This is a genomic window from Polynucleobacter sp. MWH-Jannik1A5 (assembly GCF_018881795.1).
Taxonomy (GTDB): Bacteria; Pseudomonadota; Gammaproteobacteria; order Burkholderiales; family Burkholderiaceae; genus Polynucleobacter.
Genome location: NZ_JACVPQ010000001.1, coordinates 179,463 through 206,287 on the forward strand (window position 1 = coordinate 179,463; position 26,825 = coordinate 206,287).

General features: G+C 46.0%; 24 protein-coding genes and 1 tRNA gene. 11 read left to right on the forward strand and 14 right to left on the reverse strand.

Going from position 1 to position 26,825, the window contains the following annotated elements:
• The 4 genes from ICN23_RS00835 to gcl are packed head-to-tail and all read right to left on the reverse strand — an operon-like array spanning position 1 to position 4,823.
• Entirely contained in the window at positions 1–1,305 is a 1,305-nt protein-coding gene (locus ICN23_RS00835; protein ID WP_216230497.1) for a glycerate kinase, read from the reverse strand.
• A gap of 11 nt (positions 1,306–1,316) precedes the next feature.
• On the reverse strand, positions 1,317–2,213 hold the full coding sequence (gene glxR, locus ICN23_RS00840; protein ID WP_216230498.1) for a 2-hydroxy-3-oxopropionate reductase: 897 nt from the start codon (positions 2,211–2,213) through the stop codon (positions 1,317–1,319).
• A gap of 21 nt (positions 2,214–2,234) precedes the next feature.
• Complete coding sequence (gene hyi, locus ICN23_RS00845; RefSeq protein WP_216230499.1) at positions 2,235–3,023, reverse strand: hydroxypyruvate isomerase; 789 nt, start codon at positions 3,021–3,023, stop codon at positions 2,235–2,237.
• A gap of 9 nt (positions 3,024–3,032) precedes the next feature.
• Positions 3,033–4,823, reverse strand: a complete 1,791-nt coding sequence (gcl, locus tag ICN23_RS00850; protein ID WP_216230500.1) for a glyoxylate carboligase — start codon at positions 4,821–4,823, stop codon at positions 3,033–3,035.
• A 101-nt stretch (positions 4,824–4,924) separates the two neighbouring features.
• Here gcl and ICN23_RS00855 point away from each other — a divergent pair, with 101 nt between their 5' ends.
• From ICN23_RS00855 to ICN23_RS00880, 6 genes are all read left to right on the forward strand, one after another.
• Entirely contained in the window at positions 4,925–5,833 is a 909-nt protein-coding gene (locus ICN23_RS00855) for a LysR family transcriptional regulator (protein ID WP_216230501.1), read from the forward strand.
• A gap of 15 nt (positions 5,834–5,848) precedes the next feature.
• Positions 5,849–6,748, forward strand: coding sequence for a LysR substrate-binding domain-containing protein (locus ICN23_RS00860; protein ID WP_216230502.1), 900 nt, complete (start codon positions 5,849–5,851; stop codon positions 6,746–6,748).
• A gap of 67 nt (positions 6,749–6,815) precedes the next feature.
• Complete coding sequence (locus ICN23_RS00865; protein WP_216230503.1) at positions 6,816–8,327, forward strand: FAD-linked oxidase C-terminal domain-containing protein; 1,512 nt, start codon at positions 6,816–6,818, stop codon at positions 8,325–8,327.
• On the forward strand, positions 8,327–9,472 hold the full coding sequence (gene glcE / locus ICN23_RS00870) for a glycolate oxidase subunit GlcE (RefSeq protein ID WP_216230504.1): 1,146 nt from the start codon (positions 8,327–8,329) through the stop codon (positions 9,470–9,472). Before ICN23_RS00865 ends, glcE begins: the two co-directional genes overlap by 1 nt.
• 8 nt (positions 9,473–9,480) lie before the next feature.
• A complete protein-coding gene (gene glcF, locus ICN23_RS00875) occupies positions 9,481–10,824 on the forward strand; it encodes a glycolate oxidase subunit GlcF (protein ID WP_216230505.1) in 1,344 nt (447 codons plus the stop codon).
• 65 nt (positions 10,825–10,889) lie between these two features.
• Positions 10,890–12,551: an L-lactate permease gene (locus ICN23_RS00880; RefSeq protein WP_216230506.1), complete on the forward strand. Its 1,662-nt coding sequence runs from the start codon at positions 10,890–10,892 to the stop codon at positions 12,549–12,551.
• A gap of 118 nt (positions 12,552–12,669) precedes the next feature.
• On the opposite strand, the gene ICN23_RS00885 is transcribed toward ICN23_RS00880, so the two are convergent.
• Genes ICN23_RS00885 through ICN23_RS00900 form a run of 4 tightly spaced genes read right to left on the reverse strand, consistent with a single transcriptional unit; the run spans position 12,670 to position 15,513 of the window.
• Positions 12,670–13,986 (reverse strand): terminase family protein, encoded by a 1,317-nt coding sequence (locus tag ICN23_RS00885; RefSeq protein WP_216230507.1) that lies wholly within the window; start codon positions 13,984–13,986, stop codon positions 12,670–12,672.
• Between the two features lie 15 nt (positions 13,987–14,001).
• Positions 14,002–14,406, reverse strand: coding sequence for a hypothetical protein (locus ICN23_RS00890; RefSeq protein WP_216230508.1), 405 nt, complete (start codon positions 14,404–14,406; stop codon positions 14,002–14,004).
• Positions 14,403–14,642, reverse strand: a complete 240-nt coding sequence (locus ICN23_RS00895; RefSeq protein WP_215297073.1) for a hypothetical protein — start codon at positions 14,640–14,642, stop codon at positions 14,403–14,405. The genes ICN23_RS00890 and ICN23_RS00895 overlap by 4 nt, the downstream gene beginning before the upstream one ends.
• The gene (locus tag ICN23_RS00900; RefSeq protein ID WP_216230509.1) at positions 14,632–15,513 is read right to left on the reverse strand and encodes a YdaU family protein; all 882 of its coding nucleotides are present in this window, start codon (positions 15,511–15,513) and stop codon (positions 14,632–14,634) included. The genes ICN23_RS00895 and ICN23_RS00900 overlap by 11 nt, the downstream gene beginning before the upstream one ends.
• Before the next feature lie 413 nt (positions 15,514–15,926).
• Between ICN23_RS00900 and ICN23_RS00905 the strand changes: the two genes are divergently transcribed.
• A complete protein-coding gene (locus tag ICN23_RS00905; RefSeq protein ID WP_215340693.1) occupies positions 15,927–16,070 on the forward strand; it encodes a hypothetical protein in 144 nt (47 codons plus the stop codon).
• Positions 16,063–16,260 (forward strand): AlpA family transcriptional regulator, encoded by a 198-nt coding sequence (locus ICN23_RS00910; protein WP_216230510.1) that lies wholly within the window; start codon positions 16,063–16,065, stop codon positions 16,258–16,260. Before ICN23_RS00905 ends, ICN23_RS00910 begins: the two co-directional genes overlap by 8 nt.
• Positions 16,261–16,357: 97 nt before the next feature.
• Here the strand turns inward: ICN23_RS00910 and ICN23_RS00915 are convergent.
• The 5 genes from ICN23_RS00915 to ICN23_RS00935 all read right to left on the reverse strand — a co-directional run bounded on the left by ICN23_RS00915 (position 16,358) and on the right by ICN23_RS00935 (position 21,281).
• Positions 16,358–16,447: transfer RNA gene (locus ICN23_RS00915), tRNA-Ser, on the reverse strand.
• A gap of 48 nt (positions 16,448–16,495) precedes the next feature.
• Positions 16,496–16,903, reverse strand: coding sequence for a hypothetical protein (locus ICN23_RS00920; protein ID WP_216230511.1), 408 nt, complete (start codon positions 16,901–16,903; stop codon positions 16,496–16,498).
• 11 nt (positions 16,904–16,914) lie between these two features.
• Entirely contained in the window at positions 16,915–18,225 is a 1,311-nt protein-coding gene (gene serS / locus ICN23_RS00925) for a serine--tRNA ligase (RefSeq protein ID WP_216230512.1), read from the reverse strand.
• A 53-nt stretch (positions 18,226–18,278) separates the two neighbouring features.
• Positions 18,279–18,962, reverse strand: coding sequence for an outer membrane lipoprotein carrier protein LolA (locus tag ICN23_RS00930; protein ID WP_216230513.1), 684 nt, complete (start codon positions 18,960–18,962; stop codon positions 18,279–18,281).
• Positions 18,963–18,968: 6 nt separating this feature from the next.
• Complete coding sequence (locus tag ICN23_RS00935; RefSeq protein ID WP_216230514.1) at positions 18,969–21,281, reverse strand: DNA translocase FtsK; 2,313 nt, start codon at positions 21,279–21,281, stop codon at positions 18,969–18,971.
• A 39-nt stretch (positions 21,282–21,320) separates the two neighbouring features.
• On the opposite strand from ICN23_RS00935, the gene trxB reads away from it, so the two are divergent.
• Positions 21,321–22,277, forward strand: a complete 957-nt coding sequence (trxB, locus tag ICN23_RS00940; protein WP_068323588.1) for a thioredoxin-disulfide reductase — start codon at positions 21,321–21,323, stop codon at positions 22,275–22,277.
• Positions 22,278–22,345: 68 nt separating this feature from the next.
• Here the strand turns inward: trxB and ICN23_RS00945 are convergent, their stop codons facing one another.
• Entirely contained in the window at positions 22,346–24,406 is a 2,061-nt protein-coding gene (locus tag ICN23_RS00945; protein WP_216230515.1) for a sodium-translocating pyrophosphatase, read from the reverse strand.
• 183 nt (positions 24,407–24,589) lie between these two features.
• Here ICN23_RS00945 and ppa point away from each other — a divergent pair, with 183 nt between their 5' ends.
• Together ppa and ICN23_RS00955 are read left to right on the forward strand one after the other, a co-directional pair.
• Positions 24,590–25,126, forward strand: a complete 537-nt coding sequence (ppa, locus tag ICN23_RS00950) for an inorganic diphosphatase (protein WP_216193676.1) — start codon at positions 24,590–24,592, stop codon at positions 25,124–25,126.
• A gap of 34 nt (positions 25,127–25,160) precedes the next feature.
• Positions 25,161–26,780: an NAD+ synthase gene (locus ICN23_RS00955; protein ID WP_216230516.1), complete on the forward strand. Its 1,620-nt coding sequence runs from the start codon at positions 25,161–25,163 to the stop codon at positions 26,778–26,780.
• Positions 26,781–26,825 lie beyond the last annotated feature (45 nt).

Sequence of the window (26,825 nt, forward strand, 5' to 3'; positions counted from 1 at the left end):
TTAGCTTTCTAAAATTAAAATTGCCCGAAAATCATTCACATTAGTTCTGGTTGGCCCAGTTCTAATCAAGGCATCTACTTGTTGAAAATAGGTATAGGCATCATTGCGCGCCATATAGTCCTTAATAGAAAGACCTTTTTCAGCAGCTAACTGAATAGTCTCTGGCGTTGTAATCACACCCGCGTTATCTTCTGAGCCATCAATTCCATCAGTGTCAGCCGCAAGGGCGAAAATTCTTTTATCTCCATGCAATGATTCTGTAAGACCTAGCAAAAACTCGGCATTGCGACCACCCCTTCCACTGCCTTTAACTGTTACAGTAGTTTCTCCACCGCTTAATAGGAGTAAAGGCTTGGTGAAGGCCTCGGACTCAATATTAGATAAGCCCAAGGCAATTGAACCCAGCACCCTGCCAACTTCTCTAGCTTCACCTTCTATACAGTCAGATAACACAACAGCGTTAATTCCCTGTTTCTCTGCAAACTCTTTCGCCGCATCCAAAGATTGTTTTGCAGTGCCCATCACCACAGGCTTTGCTACGTTGCTAAAGATGGGATTCGTTTTTTTGGGGGTTTCTAGTTCACCGTTAGCAAGGCTATTTAATATCCGCATCGGCAAATGAATGTTGTACTTTTTAATGATTTCAAACGCATCTCTGCAAGTAGTCTCATCTGGCAAAGTAGGTCCGCTGGCAATCACAGTAGGATCATCACCCGGTACATCAGAGATGACAAAAGTTACTACCCTGGCTGGGGAGCAGAATTGTGCAAAACGTCCACCTTTAATTTTCGAGAGGTGCTTCCTTACGCAATTAATTTCTGAAATAGATGCACCGCAAGACAGCAATTGCTTATTGACATCTTTTTTTTCATCCAGACTAATTCCATCGGCTGGCACAGTCAATAAAGCTGACCCTCCACCAGAAATCAAGCAAACGACTAAATCATCCGCGGATAAGCCGCTAACTCTTTGGATTATCTGATGAGCTGCTTGCTCACCGGCCTCATCAGGAACTGGATGAGATGCTTCAACCACCTCGATTTTGTCGCAACCTAGCCCATGCTGATAACGCGTAATTACTAGTCCAGAGATTTTTTCGTACTCACTCTCCGGCCATAGAGCTTTAGCTGCCTGCTCAAAGGACTTGGCCATAGATGCGGATGCTTTGCCAGCACCCACCACAATCACTTTGCCTTTAGGTGGATCAGGAAACAAGTCCGTGAATTTTAAAAAATCTGGACTTGCTGCCTTGACTGCAACAGCAAAGAGTTCTTTTAATAAATTCTGTGCTGAGCTTGAGTTCATATTGCGCTTACTTAATTTGCAATCTGATGATTTGACATAATCTCAATGGCTCTGCATAGGGCTGAATGATCCATTTTGCTTAAGCCATTGGCTGCACAAGCATTCATTAGCTCCTGAGTAGTTGCAGTATTTGGCAACGAAATATTGAGCTGTTTTGCGCCCTGTAGAGCCAAATTTAGATCTTTTTGGTGAAGCTCAATCCTAAATCCTGGCTCAAATGTTCTTTTAACAATTCGCTCACCATGAACTTCGAGAATCCTTGATGAGGCAAATCCACCCATAAGAGCCTCCCTCACCTTAGCTGGGTTTGCGCCAGCTTTAGATGCAAACAATAAAGCCTCTGATACAGCCTGAATATTTAAAGCTACGATAATTTGATTTGCCACTTTGGTTGTTTGGCCATCACCATTGCCGCCAACTAAGGTAATATTCTTGCCCATTAACTCAAATAATGGTTTAGCGCGATCAAAATCTGCTTGCGAACCACCAACCATGATAGTCAAGCTTGCAGCTTTTGCACCCACTTCACCGCCAGAAACTGGCGCATCGAGATAGGTGGCTCCAATGTCATTAATCTTTTTAGCGAATTCCTTTGTTGCCATCGGTGATATAGAGCTCATATCCACAATGATTTTTCCTTTGGCGCCTGATTTCAGACCATCAGCAATACCATTTTCACCAAATAGAACGGCTTCTACATGTGGCGTATCGGGAACCATCGTAATGATGATGTTTGATTTTATTGCCACATCTTCTGAGCTATTGCAAACCACAGCACCTGCATCTAAAAGATCTTTAGATGGAGCCTTAAAATCGAAGACATTAACTTCGTAGCCACCCTTTAACAAGTTAAAAGCCATGGGCGTACCCATAATGCCTAAACCAATAAATCCAATTTTCTCTTTCATGTTTTATCCCTTATTTTTTTGCTACTGATGATTTAAACCATGTGTATCAACCCATACGAGCCCCAAAACCGTATCTTTGGCCGGCTTATATTCGCAACCTACCCAACCTTGATAGTTAAGCCTGTTTAGCGACTTAAATATATTTTTGTAGTTAATCTCACCAGTTCCAGGCTCATTTCGACCCGGGTTATCGGCTATTTGAATATGGGCGATCCGATCAAAATACTTTGAGATATTGCCCAATAGTTCACCTTCCATGCGCTGCGCATGGTAAATGTCATATTGCAGGTAGATATTGTCACTACCCACTGCATCCATGATTCCAATGGCTTTTTTAGTTGAATTCAAAATAAAGCCAGGAATATCATAGTTATTGATGGGCTCAATCAGTAACTTAATATTTGCACCCTTTAGTTTTTCAGCGGCGTACTGTAGATTGCTAATGAGTGTATTTTCCGCATCCTCATCGCTGACATTTTCTGGCTTAATTCCCGACAGACAGTTCAATTGATTAACGCCTAGAGCATTCGCGTACTCAATTGCAAGATCTACACCCTTCTTAAATTCATCAACGCGGCTAGGAATACAGGCTATCCCTCGTTCACCAGATTCCCAATTTCCCGCCGGAAGGTTATGTAAAACAATTTTTAAGTGGAATTGTTTTAGCTTTTCTTGTATCTCTTCCACCTTGTATTCATAGGGAAAAAGAAATTCAACCGCTGCAAATCCATTATCTGCTGCGCGTTTAAAGCGGCGCAAAAATGAGTCTTCAGTAAAGAGCATCGATAAATTGGCTGATAACTTAATCATGTCATCTCCTTAATCAAGCAAGCCAGCAAGCTCAAGCCCCTTAATACCTTCTGGGTGCTTACAATCAATCTCTTCAAATTCCATGATGTTGTCAATTTCAGTACCCATAGCGATATTGGTTACTTTTTCTAAAATTACCTCGACAACTACTGGGACACTAAACTTACGTGCCATCTTTTGAGCCTGCACTAAAGCATCCTGAATCTCTCCTGGATCAGTTACGCGCAATGTCTTACATCCCAAGCCCTCAATTACCGCTTGATGATCTACTCCATACCCTTTTAGGTTTGGATCTTCTACATTTTGATTTTCAAAAGCTAACTGAACACAATAGTCCATATCAAAGCCGCGTTGTGCCTGACGAATCAAACCTAGATAACTGTTATTAACCAATACATGTACATAGGGCAGATTAAATTGCGCACCAACTGCTAACTCCTCAATTAAAAACTGGAAGTCATAATCACCTGAGAGACCTACTACGGTTCTCGTTGGATCAGAGGCAACAACGCCTAAGGCCGCCGGTATTGTCCAACCAAGTGGGCCTGCCTGTCCGCAGTTGATCCAATTTCTTGGACCATATACATGCAAGAACTGGGCACCTGCAATTTGAGATAACCCAATTGTCGATACAAAAATCGTATCCCGTGGGAATGCCTTATTCATCTCCTCGTAAACTCTTTGCGGTTTTACTGGGATGTTGTCAAAGTGACTCTTACGTAACATCATCTTCTTACGATCCGCGCAACGTTCCGCCCACTCGTTAAAATCTTTTAGCCGGCCTTTTGCCTTTCTCTCTTTGGCAACTTCAACTAAAAGTTTCAATGCAGAGCCAGCATCAGAAGCGATGCCTAAATCTGGCGTAAATACACGACCAATTTGAGTGGGCTCAATATCAATGTGCACAAAACGACGACCTTTAGTGTAGGTTTCAACTGAGCCTGTATGACGATTTGCCCAGCGGTTACCGATACCGATTACAAAATCACTGGCGAGCATCGAAGCATTTCCATAGCGATGGCTTGTTTGCAAGCCGCACATTCCCGCCATCAAGGGATGGTCATCAGGAATAGTTCCCCAGCCCATAAGGGTTGGAATTACCGGTATTCCCGTAATTTCTGCAAACTCAACCAATAAATCAGATGCATCCGCATTGATAATTCCACCGCCAGCGACAATCAAAGGCTTCTCAGCACTCATTAACATATCGATTGCTTTTTCGATCTGTTTACGGGATGCATGTGGCTTGTAAACTGGCAATGGTTCATAAGTATCGATATCAAATTCAATCTCTGCCAACTGCACATCAATTGGAAGATCGATTAAGACGGGCCCAGGTCTTGCTGAGCGCATTAGGTGGAAGGCTTGCTGGAATGCACGAGGTACCAAGCCTGGTTCACGTACTGTGACAGCCCATTTAGTAACAGGCTTAGCGATTGACTCAATATCAACCGCCTGGAAGTCTTCCTTATACAAACGTGCTCTAGGGGCCTGCCCTGTAATGCATAAAATTGGAATTGAGTCAGCGCTCGCAGAGTACAAGCCGGTAATCATGTCAGTACCAGCCGGTCCAGATGTACCAATGCAAACTCCAATGTTGCCCGCTCTCGCACGGGTATAGCCCTCAGCCATATGTGAAGCGCCTTCAACATGTCGCGCAAGGATATGACTTATCCCACCATGCTTTTTCAAAGCGGAATACATTGGGTTAATTGCGGCCCCCGGAACACCGAATGCTTGATTCACACCCTCCTTCTCCATTACCAATACCGCCGCATCAATTGCCCGCATCTTTGCCATATCGATCTCCATTAAAAGTTCTATTAGGTTCGAATCATAGGTATACTTTTTGGAAACATCGACAATGCTTTAATCAACTGAATAATTAAAAAAAGTATCGAATGGATAAATTCAGAGAAGCAAAAGCACTTATTCTGGTTGCTGATTTTGGCAGTCTTGCAAAAGCAGCGGTTCAGGAAAACGTTACTCCAGCAGTCATTAGCAGGCGTTTAGACTCGCTTGAGAGAAGGCTTGGAGTTAAGCTATTGCACCGCAGCACAAGATCCATTAAGTTCACGGATGTAGGTATTGCATTTTTAGAAGACTGTCGAAGACTGACTAAAGAATGGGATCAAGTTGAGGATGGGATCTCATTGGGTCCGCGAGAAGTCTCCGGCTATCTCAATGTCACAGCACCTGCAGCTTTTGGACGAATTCACATTGCGCCACATGCAACTTCATTTTTAAAGCAGCATCCAAAAGTTAAGCTCTCCTTTAACTTCACTGACAAAGTGTTGGGCTTTGTTCAGGAGGGTTACGATTTATCTATTCGTATCGGGGGCACCATTGACCCAAACCTTGTGGCAACAGAACTTGCAGTCAATAAGCGGGTTGTATGTGCAAGCCCGAGCTATCTTAAGAAGATGGGAATGCCAAAGCACCCTAAAGACTTGCTCAATCACGAATGCTTAGTTCTCAATTACAGAGATACCTCATCTAATGCCTGGCACTTTCAAGAGAATGGGGTACCTTTGCAAGTAAAAACCCATGGTGCGATTGATTGCAATGATGGTGAGATTTTGAAAAATTGGGCAATTGATGGACTTGGACTTGTTTGGAGATCTACCTGGGAAGTCCAGAATGAGTTACATAATGGCAAACTAATCACAGTTCTTGATGAGTTTAGTATTCCAGGGTACAACATCATGGCGGTATACCCGCACCAAAGAATCGTGCCAACTAAGGTTAAAGAATTTATCAATCATCTTAAAAAAATATATACGATTGAAATTCCTCCGCCTAAGGGCTAATGGAATACATTACCCATGACTAACCAGTTCAATCGAATTCCTCCACTGCATCTGCTAATTGCATTTGAGGCGATAGCCCGTCATAGTAGTTTTGCAAGAGCATCAGAAGAGTTGGCCCTCACTCCATCAGCTATATCCCATCGAATAAAGAATTTAGAGGAGTTGTGGGGTATCGAGCTTTTCAATCGAACCGGCAATCAACTTCGACTTACAACTGCTGGAGCAAGGTATTTACGCGAGGTGAAAGAATCACTCACGTCGCTAAATACCCTCGCAAGACCCGAGTTCAAGACTAAGAAAACCAGGCTTCGTATTGCGACTCCACCAACATTCGGCAGACAACATTTGCTGCCAAAACTAAGTGAATTTACAAGGCTTCACCCAGAAATAGACATAGAGCTTCACATTCAGATCCCTTTAATGGATGTCAATGCAGAAGAAGTAGACATTGAGATTCGATTTGGGGATGGCCACTATCCTGGATTCGAAGTAATTACCCTGATTGCTGAGCCCTGTGTACCCGCCTGCAGCAGAAATTACTTTCAGAAAATTGGCGGCTCATCAATCTTCAACCCAGTACAGAAACCAAAAGATCTCAAAGACCTGGTTTTACTGAGAAGCCCGCTAGAGCCATGGAAACCCTGGTTTGATGCCGCTGGTCTAGATTGGAAAGAGCCCGATGTGGGTCCACAATTTAATGATCTTGGCTTGCTGATTGAGGCAGTGGTTGCTGACATGGGAGTAGGATTGGTGCGGCCTAGGATGGTTAGATCCTTGATGGGTACAGGTCAAATTATTAAATTGATCGATATTGAATCTACCTCTCCACACAACTACTATATTGTCAAAAACCCTAATAAGAACTTCCCAGAAATTCAATCTTTTGTAAATTGGCTAACTCTGCAGCAATGGTGAATTTTATTCACCATCTTCATGTAAATCTTCCATCACCGATTGGCTCCTTTCTTCGTAAAGTGAGCCCATGGAAACCTCATCAACCACTCCTGACAACTTAGATGTAGTGACTGCCGCCCTACTAAGCAGGCAGTCACTATTGGTATCGGCCCTGCGCCCCATCCTCCCGGAGCATGCATTGCTGTGGGAGCCTGAGGACACGATTCCCTACGAATGTGACGGCTTAGCAGCCTATCGACGCATGCCCCTGGCAGTTGCTCTACCGGAGACTGAGGATCAAGTTGCCCAAATTCTGAAGATTTGCTTTGAAATGCAAGTGCCCATCGTCCCACGTGGATCTGGAACAGGCTTATCCGGTGGCGCCATGCCAATTTCCCAAGGTTTAGTGCTCTCACTAGCCAAACTCAAAAAAATCATCAGCATTGACCCATTCACTAGGACTGCGGTGGTTCAACCGGGGGTACGTAATTTGGCCATCTCCGAAGCCGTTGCCCATCTTGGCCTGTATTACGCTCCAGATCCCTCTTCGCAGATTGCCTGCTCCATTGGCGGCAATGTGAATGAAAACTCTGGTGGTGTGCACTGCCTTAAGTATGGGCTCACGCTTCACAACGTATTAAAAGTCCGTGGCATTTTGATGAACGGCGAGATTGTGGAATTTGGCAGTCTTGCTCCAGACTCCCCAGGACTTGATTTATTAGCAATCGTGATGGGTAGCGAAGGCATGCTTGCGGTTGTTACTGAAGTTACGGTGAAGTTAATTGCTAAGCCAAAATTGGCGCGCGTCATCATGGCGAGCTTTGACGATATTGAAAAAGGTGCAGATGCAGTTGCTGCCATCATTGCGGCCGGCATTATTCCGGCCGGCTTAGAGATGATGGATAAAGCCACTACTCGTGCCGTAGAAGAATTTGTTCATGCAGGATATGACCTTGAAGCCGAGACCATTCTCCTATGCGAGTCAGATGGCACACCTGAAGAGGTTGCTGAAGAAATTGAGCGCATGACTAAAGTGCTCGAACAAGCAGGTGCTAGTGGTATTCAGATTTCTCAGAATGAAGCCGAGCGCCTGAAGTTTTGGAGCGGTCGTAAAAATGCATTCCCTGCAGCTGGACGCTTAGCGCCTGACTACTATTGCATGGACGGCACGATCCCACGCAGAAACATTGGCACGCTACTAAGACGCATTCAGGGCATGGAGAAGAAATATGGTCTTGCTTGCTTGAACGTATTCCATGCGGGCGATGGCAATATGCATCCACTCATTTTATTCAACGGTGCTGACCAAGAAGAATGGCATCGTGCTGAAGAATTCGGTACTGAAATTTTAGAAGCCTGTGTTGAGCTCGATGGCACGATTACCGGTGAGCATGGTGTTGGTATTGAAAAGATCAATTCCATGTGCGTTCAATTTGGCGAAGGTGAACGCGAATCTTTCTGGGGGGTTAAGGCAGCATTTGACCCTGAGCGATTATTAAATCCCGATAAGGCTATTCCCACATTAAATCGCTGTGCTGAATATGGTCGTATGCGCATTAGTGGCGGTAATCTTCCGCATCCTGAGTTGGAGCGCTTCTAATGTCTACAACCAACAATATGCACATTGATTTATTCCGCGAACAGATTCTGGCAGCAGCCAAAAATAAATCACATCTATCAATTGAAGGTGGTGGCACGAAGTCTTGGTATGGCAATGCCAATTCCTATGCCAAGCTAGATACTCGTCCTTACTCTGGCATCTTGGAGTACCAACCTGAAGAGTTGGTGATTACGGCTTGTGCCGGCACACCTTTAAAAGAAATTGAAGCAGCTCTAGCCGAGAAGAATCAAGTGCTGGCTTTTGAACCACCGCATTTTGGCGATACCGCTACCTTTGGTGGCGCCATAGCCGCAGGCTTAGCAGGACCTGGCCGAATTAGCGTTGGTAACTTACGTGATTTTGTTCTGGGTGCACGCATATTAGATGGCAAAGGACAGGATCTCTCTTTTGGTGGCAAGGTCATGAAAAACGTTGCGGGGTACGATGTTTCACGTTTGCTGCCTGGATCCATGGGAACCTTGTCACTATTACTCGAGGCTTCTGTAAAAGTACTACCAAAGCCAGCAGCGACAGCCACTTTGCGTTGCCAAATCTCGCAAGAAAAAGCCTTACGAGTTTTAAATGAATGGGCTGGGCAACCACTGCCACTATCAGCCAGTTGCTGGATTGGGCAGTCAAGACAAGATGGTGAGCTGACCATTCGTTTGGCCGGTGCGCTTGCAGCAGTTAAAGCTGCTATTCCCCTGATGAATGCTGCTATCGATGCTATTGAAATTGATCCAGCAGTTGCGCAGATATTTTGGGCCGACTTACGTGAACAGCGCTTAGCTGTTTTCACAAGCCTAGATAGCACTGACACACTATATCGCCTAGCTCTGCCAGCCGCATGTGGCCCACTAACCATTGAGAATGCTGTTGGGGATATTGCTTTGGAATGGCATGGTCAGCAGCGCTGGATTAAAGCACGTGGCGATGATGCCACTTTTGCATCCTTCAAAGCTTTAGCCCATACCCATGGTGGACATGCCACTCGGTTTAAACAAGGAAGTCATGTTGATCTAAACAATCAACGCTTTACCCTTCTGAGTGAGCAAGCGCACTCAACTGCTTTAGAGGCAGTACAAGCACGCCTAAGAGCCGCCTTTGATCCAGCAGGCGTATTTGCTACTTCACGCCTTCCTTAATTCTTTATATGCAAACTCAACTCGCCCCCCAATTCGCCAATACCCCTGAAGGTATTGAGGCAGCCAGAATTCTTGGTAAATGCGTGCATTGTGGCTTCTGCACTGCTACTTGCCCTACCTATCAAATTTTGGGTGATGAGCTCGATGGCCCACGTGGTCGCATCTACCTCATCAAGCAAATGGCCGAAGGGCAAGCACCTACTGAAAAAACGCGCATGCATTTAGACCGCTGCCTGACTTGCCGCAATTGCGAAAGCACTTGTCCAAGCGGCGTGCAATATGGCAACTTAGTAGATATTGGTCGCAAGTGGGCAGAAGAAAACACCCCTGAGCGCCCCCTTGGTCAGCGCCTAACTCGCTGGGCTCTGAAAGAAGGTTTAACTAGCCCTAAGCTATTTAATTCAGCAATGGCAATTGGTCGCCTAGTTCGCCCACTCATGCCAGCTGGTATCCAACGCAAAATTCCGGAAGCAAAAAATAAAGCGCTATCAAGCAACACCGACCCCTATGCCAGACCACAAGCAAGTCACACTCGCAAGATGCTCTTGCTCGAGGGTTGTGTACAGCCAGGCATGTTACCAAACATCAACTCAGCAACGGCGCGTGTTTTAGATGCACTCAAGATTGAATTGATTAGCGCACCGAATGCCACTTGTTGTGGCGCATTGCGTTATCACCTAAACGATCAAGCTGGGGGCCTAGATAACGCCAAACAGAATATCGATGCTTGGTGGCCACAAGTCGAGCAAGGTGTAGAAGCCATTGTGATGACAGCCTCTGGTTGTGGAGTAATGGTCAAAGACTATGGACATCTATTTGCCAATGATCCGCAATACGCAGTCAAGGCAAAGACAATCTCTGAACTCACCAAAGATATTTCGGAAATCTTGCCAGCACTTCAAGAAGAGCTCATCACCCTAATCGGAGCAGACCCCAAACCTGGCGTGGTATATCACCCGCCATGCACCCTGCAACATGGCCAACAAATTCGGGGCAAGGTTGAAAGTCTTTTGTCTAGCATTGGTATTGGTGTGCGCCTGTGTGCCGATAGCCATCTTTGCTGTGGCTCAGCAGGAACTTACTCTGTTACTCAACCAGAGTTATCAGAGCAGCTGCGCCACAACAAACTCACCCATCTCAATGCTGCTTGTGAAGAGTCCGGCGCTCAAGTGATTGTTTCTGGAAACATTGGTTGCATCACCCATCTTCAGCAAGAAGACACTCCAGTGCTGCATTGGATCGAGATCGTTGATCAATTGATATCAAAAGTATCAACACAAAGGTCAGTTAAAACAATTCACCAACCAGGTGAAAAGTTTGATGAGTTTTTAGGTATTAGCCCTAGAGCCTGAATGCAATTCTGAGGAATAGGATTCACATCTAGTTTTACTTTAAAAAATTATTTAAGGAGATCATCATGGTTTGGCAACAAATTTATGACCCAATTGGGAATATGGTCCTCTCCACCCTTCTTGCGGCTATCCCTGTTGTCGTCATGTTGGTTGGATTAGGATTTTTACATTTAAAAGCACATATAGCTGCAGGAGCAGGCTTATTAAGCGCAATTATCGTTGCAGTCTTTGTATACGGAATGCCTGGAGAGATGGCAGGTAAAGCCGCTCTCATGGGGGGTCTAACAGGCTTACTCCCAATTGGCTGGATTGTATTGAACATCATCTACCTTCACCAACTTACCGAGCAGAATGGTTCATTCAAAATTCTGCAGGACTCAATCGCTGGTATTACTGAAGATCGACGCCTGCAATTACTTTTGATTGCCTTCGCTTTTGGCGCCTTCTTTGAGGGTGCTGCAGGTTTTGGTACGCCAGTAGCGGTAACAGCTGCTATTTTGATTGGCCTAGGCTTCTCACCTCTTGCCGCATCTGGTCTTTCTTTAATTGCCAATACTGCACCGGTAGCCTTTGGTGCGCTCGGTACCCCAATTATTACTTTAGCGAAAGTGCATGACTACGATTTAATGGAAATCTCAGCGATGGTTGGGCGTCAACTTCCACTTTTCTCTCTGATCGTTCCCTTCTGGTTGATTTGGGCTTTCGCCGGCAGAAAAGGTATGATGCAAATTTGGCCGGCTATTCTGGTAACTGGCGCAACATTCGCAATCGCTCAATTCTTGGTATCCAATTACATCGGGCCAGAATTAGTAGACGTTATCGCTGCTATTGTTTCAATGGCATCTTTGGTCATGTTCCTAAAAGTTTGGAAACCAAAAGAGATTTGGAGATCTACATCCCTCAAGGGGCATGAAAGTGATGGAGGCGCATCCATTGCCCCAACTGTCCCAACCGTTCACCCACGTGCAGATGTAATACGAGCTTGGATGCCTTGGTGTATTTTGACTGTGTTCGTCTTTATTTGGGGCTTGCCAGATGTTAAGAATTACTTAAACAGTATCTTTGCACCTAAATTCCCAATCGAAGGCTTGCATTTGATGGTTGAGAAGATTGCCCCTGTAGTCTCTAAGCCAACCAAAGAGTCTGCAGTCTATGTATTAAACCTACTATCTGCCACCGGAACTGGGATTCTATTTTCAGCAATCCTAGGCGGCTTGTTTATGAAGTACAACCCTATTACCCTAGTAACAAGCTATTTCAGAACATTCTGGCTCGTTCGTTACTCATTAATCACTATCGTGTTGATGCTAGGTCTTGGTACATTGACGCGCTACTCCGGCCTTGATACCACTCTAGGTTTAGCATTTGCTGCTACAGGTATGTTCTATCCATTCTTTGGCACTTTAATGGGATGGATGGGTGTAGCTCTTACAGGCTCTGATACAGCATCTAACGTTCTATTTGGTGGCATGCAAAAAGTTGCCGCTGAGCAAATTGGCATAAGCCCCAATCTAATGGGTGCCGCTAATAGTTCTGGAGGTGTAATGGGCAAAATGATTGATGCACAATCTATTGTTGTCGCCTCAACAGCAACCCGTTGGTTTAATCATGAAGGCGATATCTTGCGTTATGTCTTCTTCCACTCAGTAGCACTTGCTTGCTTAGTGGGTATTTTTGTGACACTTCAAGCATATGTATATCCATTTACTTTGATGGTCATTCAGTAACAACTTGTAGCTCCCTTTCAAGACCGCCTTGTGCGGTCTTTTTTTTGACTTGGCGGAGGAGGTTTATAACTGCTTTCTAGGGTCTCTTATTGGCCGAAAGCGGACTACGGAATCCACTCTAAGTTGTAACTTCAGACGCCCTTCTAGCCCTCATCACACCATACCTCGTAGCATCCCAGGCATGGTCCTCAGCATCGGTATCTACGTCTTCGGGGTTCAATGAATCTGGCGGTAGCTGTGGAATGGTTCTAAGCCAATGCTTACAGGTGTTAAATACTTTCAGCCTTCCTTCGGCCAATAGGCGAATAATTTCTTGGGCGCCATTTACTCTGCTTCTAGGGGCGTTATATGCCTCTGTCCATTTGACGCCTTTGTCTCTAAAGATCTGACCAATGGATCGCTCTGCTCCGATCTTTGAAAAGATGGATGGGTCAGCTAGGTTCATCCGATATTCGTATCCGAGGCGTTGATCATGAATTTCAATCTTTTTGATCTTCTCGGCTACTACCGTTGCATCTTCTCTAGTACCAGTGTTTTCTTTATCACCATATCCATAGAGCTCTCTCCATAAGTAATAGATTCCATCATTGGATAAAGCAAACCAGTAGACGGCATATGGCCTGGCGTATCCCCAATCCATTGATCGCCAAACCTTCCAAGTTGGTGGAATAGCAAATGGCTCTACAACGTGTTTAGAGGGCTGCCATACCCCTTCCAAGAAACTTCCCACGTGGATATCCCAATCACCCTCTAACCAGGCTCTACGTCTGTTTGGATCACTTAGTGACTCTAGACTCATGAGGTAGTTGGGGTCATTTTTGAGAAGGTGGGTGTTCTCATAAATCGTCGAATGAATTCGAACTCTTGGTAGAGAACCATCTTGCTTGATGATTCTCCCGGCTGGTATTGCTCCAATCTGAAATCGCTCCTTAACTGATGCATGCCCTACTCCAAATGGATTGCATGTTGCCCTCACCATCCTTGGCATTCCAGGGTGTGATGACCTGCAGGTTGAATGCATGGCTTCGTAGAAAGATAGGTTCCGCCAGTTAGTTAACTCTTCAAATCCAAGCCATGGGTACTCATGGCCGTGATAATTCCAGTAGTCGTCCTCGTTAGCGCCATACCGAAAGTACAGCATCTCTCCTGTAGGCCATTTCCATACATAGTCAGATTCATTGAACTTGGCACCCGGGAAGATTTGATAGAACCAGCGCTTACTCTTGGCTACTACGTCAGCCAACTGGGGATAAGTCAGGCGAAAAAGTGTTCCGCGCCAATGATCGCCAAAGCCTCTGCCTACATGCTGGGCATAGCTCATCAGTAAGGTATCAGTCTTACCCCCGCCTCTGGTGCCCTCAAGCAATACCTCATAGACAGGGCAAGTCAGAAACAAGGTCTGGCTTCCAGGTAATGGTGCCCAGATGGTTTTCATTGGGTTTATAAAGCGTTAGTGTTTTGGCTGAGCTGCTCGCTCCCAATCCTCAACAGTCATGGCACTTGGTACAACTAACACGCCGCTTTGCAGTGGGGAACCATCTTTGCCCGTGTGCTCAATTGCAGATAGGCGTGGATGCACATAAGGCGCCGCATACCTTCCAACAGTGGCGGCCATGTTTAGCAGTTTAATTCGAGCTTCACTTGCTGACTCTTTTTCACCGAGATCCTCTTCACGAACATTGCCAGCATGCTCATATAGCTGATGCATTACCTTCATCATTACTTCTAATGGAGTAATTCCTTGAGTTGCAACTGCTTCCGCTATCTGACGAGTGCGCTTTGTTAGGCTGCCAGTCTTTCGCCCCGCCCCAGGTCTAGCTCCACCTTTTGATTTCTTTTGATTGTTTTCAATCATGGCAACTTGATCATTGTCAGAAGATGGGGCTGCAATGCAACTGAATCACCGATGGGGTCTTCAAACTCAATGATGATTCTTTGAAATAGATCAAATCGGCTTTGAGCGCCTCGATGCTTAACCACTGTACCTATGCGTCCACTGGGAGTCTTCACAATTGAACCTATAGGAAAGTCTTCCATATCGGGTCGATGAATGACGCCCACCATGGCTTGGCTTGATTGCTTAGCCTGCATTAACTGCCTCCTGACGCTTGCGTAGTTCTACGAAGATTCTGGTTTTGAAGGCGTCATAGCTTTCTGAGCCCTGGGCTCGCATGCCCAACTCCCTTCCTTTGAGGTCTATCCCCTCATTACTTTTCCACCAGATATCTTCACCTGGATCATTGGATTGACTCTTTCTTCGCATGCCTTTGAGAATGGCCATCACAAATCCCACATTAATCGGTGTTGAGCTTGAAGCGCGTCTCCTGGTATCTTTGGCCTGCAAGATGGCATCAGCCACTTCCTTTTCAGAAATATCCAACCTAAGCATCTCGTTGATGCGTTCATCATCAAGGGGGATATTGATACCCTCCTTTGCAAAAAGTTGAACTATTTGAGCTGGGCTTAGATTGCTCGTTTCCTCATTTTTCTTTTCTGCCCCATTGTTTTGTTTGTCTGGTGTATGGAGATTGGTGTTTGGTGTTTGGTGTCTGGTGTTTGGTGAGCATTGCGTTGGCAATGCGTTCGCATTGCGATCGCATACGGAAATGGTCGTACTGTCAGACAGTATTTGTTCTACTGATGATGACTGCCAACGACCTTCCGCGCTCCGTCTGGCTTTGATTTGGCGATCCTTGAACCTTGCTATTTCATGGTCGCAGCGCTCTTGCCTCCAACCATCATCCGTTAGAGTAAAAAATTCATTGAGAACTGAGACCACTGCATTTTTTTCCTCTTTAGACCTAGCATTTATTAATCTCTGGACGATCTTCACATCTGCAGGAAGTGGCTTCTCTGTAGCGTAGTACTTTCTGATCAGGCGACTATAGGTAGCGTCCTCGATAAAGGTGAGATGTGCTGTTGCTTCTGCATAATCTCCAATGTGATGCTCGTAGTAATTCATTTAAAACAGTCTCCGTAGCGTTTTTTTTCTTGCGTAAATTAATTAATGCAAGAGATGAATCTAACAATCGGAAAGCGTATCGTCAAACCTGTTTTTTCTGAATTTATTTTGAATTTATTTATCTACTAATTCGCTGTAATCCTTCTTTAAGAAATTCGATATGCATTATTAATTCTTTTGAAGTGTTTATTGATCTATGTATGTCCACCACTCTCCTGATGCCATCAGAAATTACTGACAAGGCTGTAGCCCTTTACTGGATTGACTTGTATCACTTATATGAATAAATATTTTTTTGTAGGCCAAAAATAATTTGTGCTCGGAAGATGGGTATTGACTTTTGATTGACCATCAAAATTTCATTGACTACATTGCTCTTCAGTAGCATACATATTCATACATAACATGACAAGATGGAGAACAATTTAATGGTAGCGATTCGACTTTACAGTTTGTACCGTTCATACGGTTACACGAAGATGAGTTCAGCAAAAATGGCTTTGCAGGTTTATCGGAAAAATATGAAGCGCGCCCGTCAAGGAGGTCGTCATGAGTAATTCAAATTCAGAGGTGACCTTATTGAGAATTCCACAGATTCTGGAAGTAATGCCAATTTCTAAATCCAAGTTTTGGCTAATGGTTCAAAAAGGTGAGTTTCCGAAACCCATCAAAATTGGGAGATCCTCTTTCTGGACTATTGATCAGGTTCAGGGATTTATCCGAGAAAGAACACGAGAGTCCAACTAAACCCAATCCCAAGCAATGTTTTGCTGGTGGGTAGGCTGGTGGGTAGAGAGTCGCCAAAAAGTTAGAGCCCCGTAAATAGGGGCTCTCAGGTCGATACTGGCGGAGAGGGAGGGATTCGAACCCTCGGTAGATTTGACCCTACGCCTGATTTCGAGTCAGGTACATTCGACCACTCTGCCACCTCTCCGGTGTGTCTAGGATAAAACTTGAACGTTGATCTTGCCTGCCCTTCAAGCTATTGGTCGCAAACGCCTGTCATAAGGAGTGCACCAGAAAAGAATCCAAAAGGCTTCTTACCGTCTTTTGCAAACCCTTCGATGCTGAGATAGTCCACAAAGGCACCATTCTTACCTGCAGACTTTTGCGTCCAGATGACTTTGTAAGCATTACCGTTGCTTCCAGATGCGATGACTTTTGGTTTCCCTAAAGAATCCATCACATCTCCAACCACTTCCCCAGTTTTCTTGACCACTGCAAATTCTTGGCCAATTCTGGGGCTATCTTTCACGATATCCAGCTCTCCATTGCTTTTAATGTAGGCATCACTCAAAACCTCGCATCGATAGGTTTTTTCAGTCGCCAAAACAACTGGAGAAATCAATGCCGAGCAAATGAGGGTTAGAAATAATGAGAGCTTATTCATTTGCTCAAACTTTAAATAGGCTTGAGTACTTCTAAGCCACCCAAGTATGGTTGCAGCGCTTTCGGAATCGCAATGCTACCGTCTACCTGTTGCTTGTTCTCTAACAGAGCCACCAATGCCCTACCTACTGCTAAGCCTGAGCCATTTAAAGTATGAACCAACTCTGGCTTACCTTGGCCAGACTTAAATCTGGCATGCATGCGTCGTGCTTGGAAGTCGCCCATGCTGGAGCATGAGCTAATTTCTCTGTACGCATTTTGCGAAGGCACCCAAACTTCTAAGTCATATGTCTTAGTGCTACCAAAGCCCATATCACCCGTGCAGAGCAATACTTTTCTATAAGGCAGCTCAAGAAGCTCCAAGATTCTTTCTGCATGACCTGTGAGATCTTCCAAAGCCTGCATTGAATCCTCTGGCTTAGTAATTTGCACCAACTCTACTTTGTCAAACTGATGCTGACGAATCATACCGCGCACATCACGACCATAGCTACCCGCTTCTGAGCGGAAGCATGGTGTATGCGCTACAAACTTCATTGGCAAGTTATCAGCGTTAACGATCTCGTCACGAACTAAATTTGTTACAGGCACTTCTGCAGTTGGAATGAGATAGAAGTTTTCTGTTTTCGCTTCTCCACCCTCATCTTCACCGCCCATTTGGCGGGGAACCTTGAATAAGTCTTCTTCAAATTTGGGCAACTGGCCTGTGCCGCGCATAGATGCAGCGTTCACCATATAAGGTGCGTAGACTTCTTGATACTCATGCTTTGTAGCATGCGTATCGATCATGAACTGCGCTAAGGCACGGTGTAATCTGGCGATTGGTCCTTTGAGCACTACAAAGCGTGAACCACTAATCTTGGCTGCCACTTCAAAGTCGAGACCTAATGGACCGCCAAGGTCTACGTGATCTTTAATCTCAAAATCAAAAATGGGTTGCTCACCCCAACGCTTTACTTCTTTGTTTTCTGTTTCGTCTTTACCTGTTGGCACAGACTCATCTGGCAGATTCGGAATACCCATTAAGAAATCAGCAATTTCTGCCTGAAGCACTACTAAGCGGGCAGAACCAGATTCCATGTCGGTGTTTACTTGTGCAACTTCAGCCATCTCAGCAGAAGCGTCCTCACCCTTACCTTTTTTCATACCAATCGCTTTAGACAATTGATTGCGCTTAGCTTGCAATTCTTCGGTACGGGTTTGTAAAGATTTGCGCTCTGATTCTAGGGCATTGAATTTATCAACATCCAACTGGAACTTACGAGCAGCTAAACGTGCAGCAACTGCGGCGATATCTTTACGGAGTAATTGCGGATCAATCATATGTTGCTCTGGTTTGGTTTGTTCTGTTTTAGTACTTAGTGAATATTGTGGCTCTAGTTTAAGCGCAAGACTTCAGCGCCTGCTGGCGGAATAAAAGTGAAGCGATTAGCAGGCAAATTGATGTTCAATTGGATCTTATCCAGGGTTACCAAAACCACGCTTCCAAGCCCGTCAGTTAATTCAAGAGCCCTAGGCAAGTTATTGGCCATGCCAATAGAGATCTTCGTATAAGGAAGATCGTTTTTATTCTTTGCGTTGGGGTCCTTTTTAGGCGTTAGAGAAACCCACTTCATGCCCAAGCGCTCTTCACCCTCAATCAAGTCAAAATGCTGCTCAAGAGATGCTTCACCAAACAGAATGGCTGCCGGCGTAGATGCTAAAGCCTGCCCTGCTGGACGAAAAGTGGCCTGATTTAAATCCTTGTCCCACAGGATCAACTGCTTGCCATCAGCAATCAATTTTTGCTCGTAAGGTTTTTGCGTTTCCCAAATAAATCGGCCTGGACGCTGAAATACAAAATGTCCTTGCGTTTGGCGTAGAACTTTCAAGCCCTTGTCTTGAGGCTCATTGGCCTTAGGTGCGCGCAACTGTTGCTGTACAAAATCACCTTCGGCAGTTTTGGAGTTACGCACAAATTGACGTAATTGCTCAGCACCACTCTCAGATTGTGAGAGCGCTGCACCTGCAAACAGAATGCTTGCAATTCCAAGAATTGCTGAAATGAGAAATCTTGACATGGATTCTTACTCTGAAGGACGATGCAAAATCTCGCGATTGCCACCGTTACCCATCTTGGATACGAGACCTGCTTTTTCCATATCCTCAAGGAGGCGTGCGGCACGGTTGTAACCAATGCGCAGATGACGCTGCACTAATGAGATGGATGGACGTTTATTTTCGAGAACGATAGCAACAGCTTGATCGTAGAGTGGGTCGGCTTCACCACCACTCTCACCGGTCAATGCATCAATATTAGATTCATCAGCGCCTTCGAGAACGCCATCAATGTAGTTGGCTTCACCCTTCTCTTTGAGCCACTCGACTACGCGATGCACTTCATCATCGGATACAAAGGCGCCGTGTACGCGTACTGGTAAGCCGGTGCCTGGTGCCATGTAGAGCATGTCACCCATACCAAGCAATGCTTCCGCGCCCTGCTGATCCAAAATCGTACGACTGTCGATCTTCGAACTCACCTGGAATGAAATACGGGTAGGTACGTTGGCTTTAATCAAGCCAGTAATCACATCGACGCTTGGACGTTGTGTTGCTAAAACCAAATGGATGCCAGCAGCACGTGCCTTTTGTGCAATACGTGCAATCAACTCTTCAATTTTCTTGCCGGAGACCATCATCAAGTCAGCCAACTCATCGATCACAATGACGATGACTGGTGCTTTATAAATTGGCTCTGGATCATCCGGTGTCAAGCTAAATGGATTGGTGAGCTTCTCACCTTTTTCTTCTGCTTCTAAAATCTTTTTATTAAAGCCAGCCAAGTTACGTACGCCAAACTTACTCATGAGTTTGTAGCGACGCTCCATCTCATTCACGGCCCAATTGAGCGCGTTATACGCCTGCTTCATGTCTGTTACTACTGGGCATAACAAATGCGGGATCTTGTCGTAGATTGCCATTTCCAGCATCTTCGGATCGATCATGATCAAACGCACTTCATCAGGCTTAGCCTTAAAGAGCAGCGACAAGATCATGGCGTTGATACCAACAGACTTACCGGCACCGGTAGTACCTGCAACCAAGCAGTGCGGCATCTTCGCTAAGTCAGCCACCATTGGGCTACCAGAAATGTCTTTACCTAAAGCTAGGGTTAGCAATGAGTGGTTGTCGTTGTATACCTGTGAAGTCAGAATCTCTGACAGGTAAACAGATTGACGTGTTGGATTTGGCAACTCCAAAGCCATGCAAGTCTTACCAGGAATCGTTTCCACCACACGCATACTGACTACGCCCAATGAGCGAGCCAAGTCACGTGAGAGATTGACGATCTGACTGCCCTTCACGCCTACTGCTGGATCAATCTCGTAGCGCGTTACCACTGGACCTGGGTACGCAGCGATGACGGTTACTTGAACATTAAATTCAGCTAACTTGCGCTCGATCAAACGAGAAGTAAATTCCAACACTTCAGCAGAGATCGTTTCTTTTGCTTCGGGGACTGGATCAAGCAATGCGAGTGGTGGCAACTCAGAGTCTGGAATATCCACAAACAATGGCTGTTGTTTCTCACGCTCTACGCGAGCGCTCTTTGGAATCTCAACAGGTGCACGCACAATTTGCACTGGTGCAGCAACTTCAACACGACCACGGAATTCTTCTACAAACTCTTCGCGCTCCTCTGCAGCAGCCTCACCCAACTTGCGATCTTCTTCGCTATCGCGACGTTCACGAATACGGTGGAAAGATACCTCTAAGAAACGCCCTACTTTTTCAGCGACGTCTAACCAGGAGAAATGCAGAAACAGTGAGAGACCAGCACATAGGCCGAATAACAAAACCAAAGTAGCACCGGTAAATCCAAGGGACATTTGCAATGGGTCACCGATCAGCTCGCCCAAAATGCCCCCAGGTGGCCTAGGAAGCTGCCAGGACAGCGAATGCATCCGAATAGACTCAAGGCCCATGCTGCAGGCTAAAGTCAGGCCAAAGCCCAACCAGCGCATTAACAAGGAATCTGGCTTAGCCTCTGGATCCGGTGGCAAAGGGATGCTCCAAAGCTCACGCCAGCCATTAAGGACGCGGCGCCCAAATAAAGCCACCCACCAAAAGGCAGAAATACCAAAGACATAGAGCATTAAATCGGCTAAATAAGCCCCAAAACGACCGCCTAGGTTCTTAGGATCCTCAAAACTGGCGTGGGACCAGGCTGGATCAGCCTTGGAATAGGTCAGCAAAATGGCAAATAAGCCCAAGCAAAGGCCTAGGGAGATGAACCAGCGGGCCTCCAATAAAAGGCGGGGCATCCTGCCCTGCCCGCCAGTATTAGGGGGCTCGGGACTCAATGGAGTCTTGGACTTCGGATATGTGGTTCTTGCCATGTTCTACCGATTGTAATCAAGCAAATCTATAATTTGAATATGACTACAAATACCCCAAAACACTCTAAAGTTCTCATCCTTGGATCAGGCCCTGCTGGCTACACAGCTGCTGTCTACGCAGCCCGAGCCAATTTGAACCCCACCCTCATTACTGGGCTGGCTCAAGGCGGTCAATTAATGACCACGACTGACGTGGAAAACTGGCCTGCCGATGCGGACGGCGTTCAAGGTCCTGAGCTCATGGATCGCTTTTTAAAGCATGCTGAGCGCTTCAATACAGAAATCATTTTTGATCACATCCATACAGCAGCCCTCAAAGAGAAACCTATTCGTTTGGTTGGCGATTCTGGAACTTACACCTGTGATGCCTTAATTATTTGTACTGGTGCTTCTGCACAATATATCGGCTTACCAAGTGAAGAAGCATTCATGGGTCGAGGTGTTTCCGGTTGCGCAACTTGTGATGGTTTCTTCTACCGCAATCAAGATGTTTGCGTAGTGGGTGGTGGTAATACTGCTGTTGAAGAAGCGCTCTATCTCACAGGTATTGCCAAAAAAGTAACCGTCATTCATCGTCGCGATAAATTCCGTGCTGAGCCAATCTTGAACGATCGCTTAATGGCGAAAGTTGCTGAAGGCAAAGTGGAGTTGAAATTGAACGCCACCCTCGATGAAGTGCTTGGCGATGAAAAAGGTGTTACTGGTGTACGCATCAAGAAACAAGATGGCAGCACCGAAGACATCGCTGTGACTGGTGCCTTTATCGCCATTGGCCATAAGCCAAACACTGAACTCTTTGTTGGTCAGCTCGATATGAACAATGGCTACCTCAAGACCCACTCAGGACTTGAAGGCAATGCCACTGCAACCAACATCCCTGGCGTGTTTGCAGCTGGCGACGTACAAGACCACATCTACCGTCAAGCGATTACTAGTGCCGGTACAGGCTGTATGGCTGCATTAGATGCGCAGCGTTATTTAGAAACATTGGAATAAGTTTTCAGAGTCGCAATAAAAAAACGCCTAGCATTGCTAGGCGTTTTTGTTTGTTACAGCTTGATTACTTAACGTGAGACCACTGGCAACAATGGCACGATGAGTAGTGCCACGATATTGATGATCTTAATCAACGGATTAACAGCAGGACCCGCAGTATCTTTGTATGGGTCACCTACAGTGTCACCGGTTACTGCCGCTTTATGGGCTTCAGAACCTTTGCCACCGAAGTTACCTTCTTCGATGTATTTCTTGGCGTTATCCCAAGCACCGCCACCGGTACACATCGAGATTGCCACAAACAAGCCAGTCACGATCGTACCCATGAGCAAGCCACCCAATGCAGCAGGTCCCAGTAAGAGACCAACTACGATTGGGGCAACCACTGGCAAGAGCGAAGGAATGATCATCTCTTTAATCGCTGCTGAGGTGAGCATATCCACTGCTTTGCCGTACTCTGGCTTAGCAGTACCTTCCATGATTCCAGGGATGTCTCGGAACTGACGACGCACTTCCTCGACCACTGCACCAGCGCAACGACCAACCGCTTCCATTGCCATCGCACCAAACAAGTAAGGAATCATGCCGCCGATAAAGAGCCCAATGATCACCATGTGGTTGGATAGGTCAAATGATACTTGCTGACCAATACCCTCTAAGGCATGGGTGTAGTCAGCAAACAGCACGAGTGATGCTAAACCAGCAGATCCAATCGCATAACCTTTAGTAACCGCTTTAGTGGTGTTACCAACCGCATCCAATGGATCGGTAATGTCGCGCACCGATTGTGGCAAACCTGCCATCTCTGCAATGCCACCGGCGTTATCCGTAATTGGACCGTAAGCATCCAGTGCAACCACAATACCAGCCATCGACAACATGGCAGTTGCTGCAATTGCAATACCGTACAAACCAGCCAACCAATAAGCTGCAAAAATTGCGGCACACACAAATAGCACTGGATAAGCAGTTGACTTCATCGAAATGCCTAAACCAGCAATTATGTTAGTGCCGTGACCTTTAGTGGATGCTTCAGCAATGTGTTGCACTGGTTTGAACTGGGTACCGGTGTAGTACTCGGTAATCCACACCAAACCTGCTGTCAGCAACAAGCCTACTACCGTTGAACCAAATAAGCGCCATTGGCTACCTGGGATACCCAAGGCATCGTCCGGCATGATGAAGTTGGTTACAAAGTAGAAAGCAATCAGTGATAAACCGCCAGCGATGACCAAGCCTTTATACAAAGCAGGCATGACGTTTCTCATACCGGGAGTTGCTTTTACAAATGAGCAGCCAATGATGGAGGCGATGATGGAAACGCCACCGAGCACTAATGGATAAATAATCGCAGCTACTGGTGCGCCAGCAACCATGAGTGAACCCAACACCATGGTTGCAATCAAGGTCACCGCATAAGTTTCAAATAAGTCCGCTGCCATACCTGCGCAGTCACCTACGTTATCGCCAACGTTGTCAGCAATCACAGCAGGATTACGTGGATCATCCTCTGGAATACCCGCTTCCACTTTTCCTACTAAGTCAGCACCAACGTCAGCACCTTTAGTGAAGATGCCACCGCCCAAACGAGCGAAGATCGAAATCAGTGAAGAGCCGAATGCCAAACCAATCAGTGGATGCAATACTGAAGAGAGGTCCTGTCCTGCACCAATCGATACGAGGAACATAAAGAACAAGCCGACACCCAAGAGGCCAAGACCTACTACCAACATGCCGGTAATAGCGCCGCCCTTAAATGCCACATTGAGTGCTTCGTTCATTCCTTTGGTAGCCGCTTCTGCAGTGCGAACGTTTGCTCGTACCGAGACGTTCATGCCGATAAAGCCGCAAGCACCAGAAAGAACGGCGCCAATCACAAAACCAATGGCAGTCGCAAAATCGAGGAAGAGTGCCATCAAAATGGTCAGGATTACCCCAACTATGGCGATCGTCTTATATTGGCGCGATAAATAGGCCGCCGCACCCTGCTGAATCGCCTCCGCAATTTCTTGCATCTTAGCGTTGCCCGTACTTTGCTTCAAGATCCAGCCGCGCATCACAAATCCGTAAATTACAGCTAGGACACCGCACGCCAAGGCAAAATACAAGCCTAAAGTGACATTACTCATGCTTGAACTCCCTAAAGTTAATCATTTGTTAATCTTTATTGATTTGCATAACCTGCACTTAGGTAGACCTGGTTCCCGAAAGCTTTAAACTATGGTCTTTAAGCAGTACCAGTATGTAACAGAATCACCCCTGCGCTCCCTCTATAGGATCAGGGTATTTACTAATCATTATTCGGAGTATTTATGAGTCTCGACAAAGTCAAGCCAGGTAAAAAGATCCCTGAAAGCTTCAACGTCATTATTGAAATCCCAATGAATGCGGATCCAATCAAGTATGAAGTAGACAAAGAGAGTGGCGCAATTTTCGTTGACCGTTTTATGGGTACTGCAATGCACTATCCATGTAACTATGGCTACATCAATAAAACCATCGCTGGTGATGGCGACCCTGTTGACGTTCTCGTGATTACTCCGTTTCCATTGATCCCAGGTGTGGTTGTTAGCTGCCGCGCAATTGGCGTTTTACAAATGGAAGATGAAGGCGGTCAAGACGCTAAGTTGCTGGCTGTTCCAGAAGACAAAATTTTGCCTATATACACTCACTGGCAGAAACCAGAAGACATCAACCCATTACGCTTAAACCAGATTCAACACTTCTTCGAGCACTACAAAGATCTCGAGCCAGGTAAGTGGGTAAAAGTGAAGGGTTGGGGTGGTATTGCAGAAGCTCACCAAGAAATCTTGGAAGGCATCGACCGCTACAACAAAGAGAACAAGTAATTTTTTAAATTATTGATAGGCTTTGTGAATCGGAGTGAGCGCACAGAAAATTGCTTTAGCCCAGATCAACCCATTACTGGGTGATTTGGCTGGCAACGCGCAGCTGATTCACAAGGCCGCTCTAGACGCCTATTCCCAAGGCGCCAAACTCGTAGTAACCCCCGAGCTTTCGCTCACCGGCTACCCCCCAGAAGACCTATTACTCCGCCCTGCTTTTATTGAAGCGGCACAAGAGCAGCTTGAACTCTTAATGAAAGAGCTCGCTCAGCACTCTGGTCTGACCGTTATTGTGGGACACCCCAAAAAGACATCCGCAGGTTTGCAAAACTATGCATCCGTTTTACAAAACGGCAAAGTCATTGCAGGCTATGCAAAACAAGAATTACCTAACCATGAAGTATTTGATGAGGTGCGCTACTTCGTGCCCGGCAATCAAGCTTGTGTATTTGAATGCGAAGGTATTCGTTACGGATTGATTCTGTGTGAAGATGCCTGGCATGCTGGTCCAGCTAAACAGGCGCATGCTGCTGGTGCACAAGTATTACTTGTACCAAATGCATCTCCCTATCATCTGAAAAAAGAAGCACTACGTATTGATGTGTTGCGTGGCCATATCGCCCAAACCAAAATGCCGCTGGTCTATGTAAATGCCGTTGGCGGACAAGATGAATTGGTTTTTGATGGTGGCTCATTTGCTTTAAATAGCCAAGGCAAAGTTGTAATGGCGATGCCCCAGTTTGAAACTGGCTTAGGCATTGTTGCAGCCTCCACATCCGGTGAATTAGAAAAAGGCTTAATTACCCCGCCCCAGTCTGTTGAGGCGCAGGCCTACCAAGCACTGGTCTTGGGTGTTCGTGACTATGTCACCAAAAATCGCTTCCCTGGCGTGATTATTGGACTATCTGGCGGCGTAGACTCAGCATTGGTTCTAGCAATTGCTGTAGACGCTTTAGGTGCCGACAAGGTGCGTACAGTCATGATGGCTTCACGCTATACCGCCGACATCTCTTGGATCGATGCTCGCGAGATGGCACAGAACCTAGGCGTGCAATACGATGAGATTCCGATTAGTGGACCAGTCGATGCTTTAGAAGCTTCTCTAGCCGAACAATTTAAAGGCATGAAAGTAGATGCTACCGAAGAGAACATTCAGGCACGTGTGCGCGGCACCCTGCTCATGGCTCTATCCAATAAAACGGGTCGACTCGTTTTAACTACCGGTAACAAAAGTGAAATGGCGGTTGGCTACTGCACTCTCTACGGAGATATGGCCGGTGGCTTTGCAGTCATTAAAGATATTGCCAAGACTTTGGTGTATCGCTTATGTGCCTATCGCAATAGTATTAAGCCAATCATTCCGGAACGTATTTTGACTCGCGCCCCTTCAGCCGAATTGCGCCCCGACCAAAAAGATCAAGATAGCCTGCCTTCCTATGAAGTATTGGATGGCATTGTTGAGCGTTACATGGAACAAAACCAATCGATCGCCCAGATTATTGCTGCAGGCTTTGATGCGGAGAGCGTAGAAAAGGTTACCCGCCTCATTAAGCTTAATGAATACAAGCGCCGTCAGGCGCCCCCAGGGGTCCGTGTAACGACCCGTGCCTTTGGTCGGGATTGGCGCTACCCAATCACATCACAATTTAGAGCCTAGACACCCAGAAAATAGCCATTTTTGGCAAGCTATTGAAGTTCTAGG

Coding starts and splice junctions, on each gene's coding strand:
- ICN23_RS00835 (WP_216230497.1), bottom strand. CDS start 1,305: ATGAACTCAAGCTCAGCACAGAATTTATTAAAAGAACTCTTTGCTGTT.
- glxR (WP_216230498.1), bottom strand. CDS start 2,213: ATGAAAGAGAAAATTGGATTTATTGGTTTAGGCATTATGGGTACGCCC.
- hyi (WP_216230499.1), bottom strand. CDS start 3,023: ATGATTAAGTTATCAGCCAATTTATCGATGCTCTTTACTGAAGACTCA.
- gcl (WP_216230500.1), bottom strand. CDS start 4,823: ATGGCAAAGATGCGGGCAATTGATGCGGCGGTATTGGTAATGGAGAAG.
- ICN23_RS00855 (WP_216230501.1), top strand. CDS start 4,925: ATGGATAAATTCAGAGAAGCAAAAGCACTTATTCTGGTTGCTGATTTT.
- ICN23_RS00860 (WP_216230502.1), top strand. CDS start 5,849: ATGACTAACCAGTTCAATCGAATTCCTCCACTGCATCTGCTAATTGCA.
- ICN23_RS00865 (WP_216230503.1), top strand. CDS start 6,816: ATGGAAACCTCATCAACCACTCCTGACAACTTAGATGTAGTGACTGCC.
- glcE (WP_216230504.1), top strand. CDS start 8,327: ATGTCTACAACCAACAATATGCACATTGATTTATTCCGCGAACAGATT.
- glcF (WP_216230505.1), top strand. CDS start 9,481: ATGCAAACTCAACTCGCCCCCCAATTCGCCAATACCCCTGAAGGTATT.
- ICN23_RS00880 (WP_216230506.1), top strand. CDS start 10,890: ATGGTTTGGCAACAAATTTATGACCCAATTGGGAATATGGTCCTCTCC.
- ICN23_RS00885 (WP_216230507.1), bottom strand. CDS start 13,986: ATGAAAACCATCTGGGCACCATTACCTGGAAGCCAGACCTTGTTTCTG.
- ICN23_RS00890 (WP_216230508.1), bottom strand. CDS start 14,406: ATGATTGAAAACAATCAAAAGAAATCAAAAGGTGGAGCTAGACCTGGG.
- ICN23_RS00895 (WP_215297073.1), bottom strand. CDS start 14,642: ATGCAGGCTAAGCAATCAAGCCAAGCCATGGTGGGCGTCATTCATCGA.
- ICN23_RS00900 (WP_216230509.1), bottom strand. CDS start 15,513: ATGAATTACTACGAGCATCACATTGGAGATTATGCAGAAGCAACAGCA.
- ICN23_RS00905 (WP_215340693.1), top strand. CDS start 15,927: ATGGAGAACAATTTAATGGTAGCGATTCGACTTTACAGTTTGTACCGT.
- ICN23_RS00910 (WP_216230510.1), top strand. CDS start 16,063: ATGAGTAATTCAAATTCAGAGGTGACCTTATTGAGAATTCCACAGATT.
- ICN23_RS00920 (WP_216230511.1), bottom strand. CDS start 16,903: ATGAATAAGCTCTCATTATTTCTAACCCTCATTTGCTCGGCATTGATT.
- serS (WP_216230512.1), bottom strand. CDS start 18,225: ATGATTGATCCGCAATTACTCCGTAAAGATATCGCCGCAGTTGCTGCA.
- ICN23_RS00930 (WP_216230513.1), bottom strand. CDS start 18,962: ATGTCAAGATTTCTCATTTCAGCAATTCTTGGAATTGCAAGCATTCTG.
- ICN23_RS00935 (WP_216230514.1), bottom strand. CDS start 21,281: ATGGCAAGAACCACATATCCGAAGTCCAAGACTCCATTGAGTCCCGAG.
- trxB (WP_068323588.1), top strand. CDS start 21,321: ATGACTACAAATACCCCAAAACACTCTAAAGTTCTCATCCTTGGATCA.
- ICN23_RS00945 (WP_216230515.1), bottom strand. CDS start 24,406: ATGAGTAATGTCACTTTAGGCTTGTATTTTGCCTTGGCGTGCGGTGTC.
- ppa (WP_216193676.1), top strand. CDS start 24,590: ATGAGTCTCGACAAAGTCAAGCCAGGTAAAAAGATCCCTGAAAGCTTC.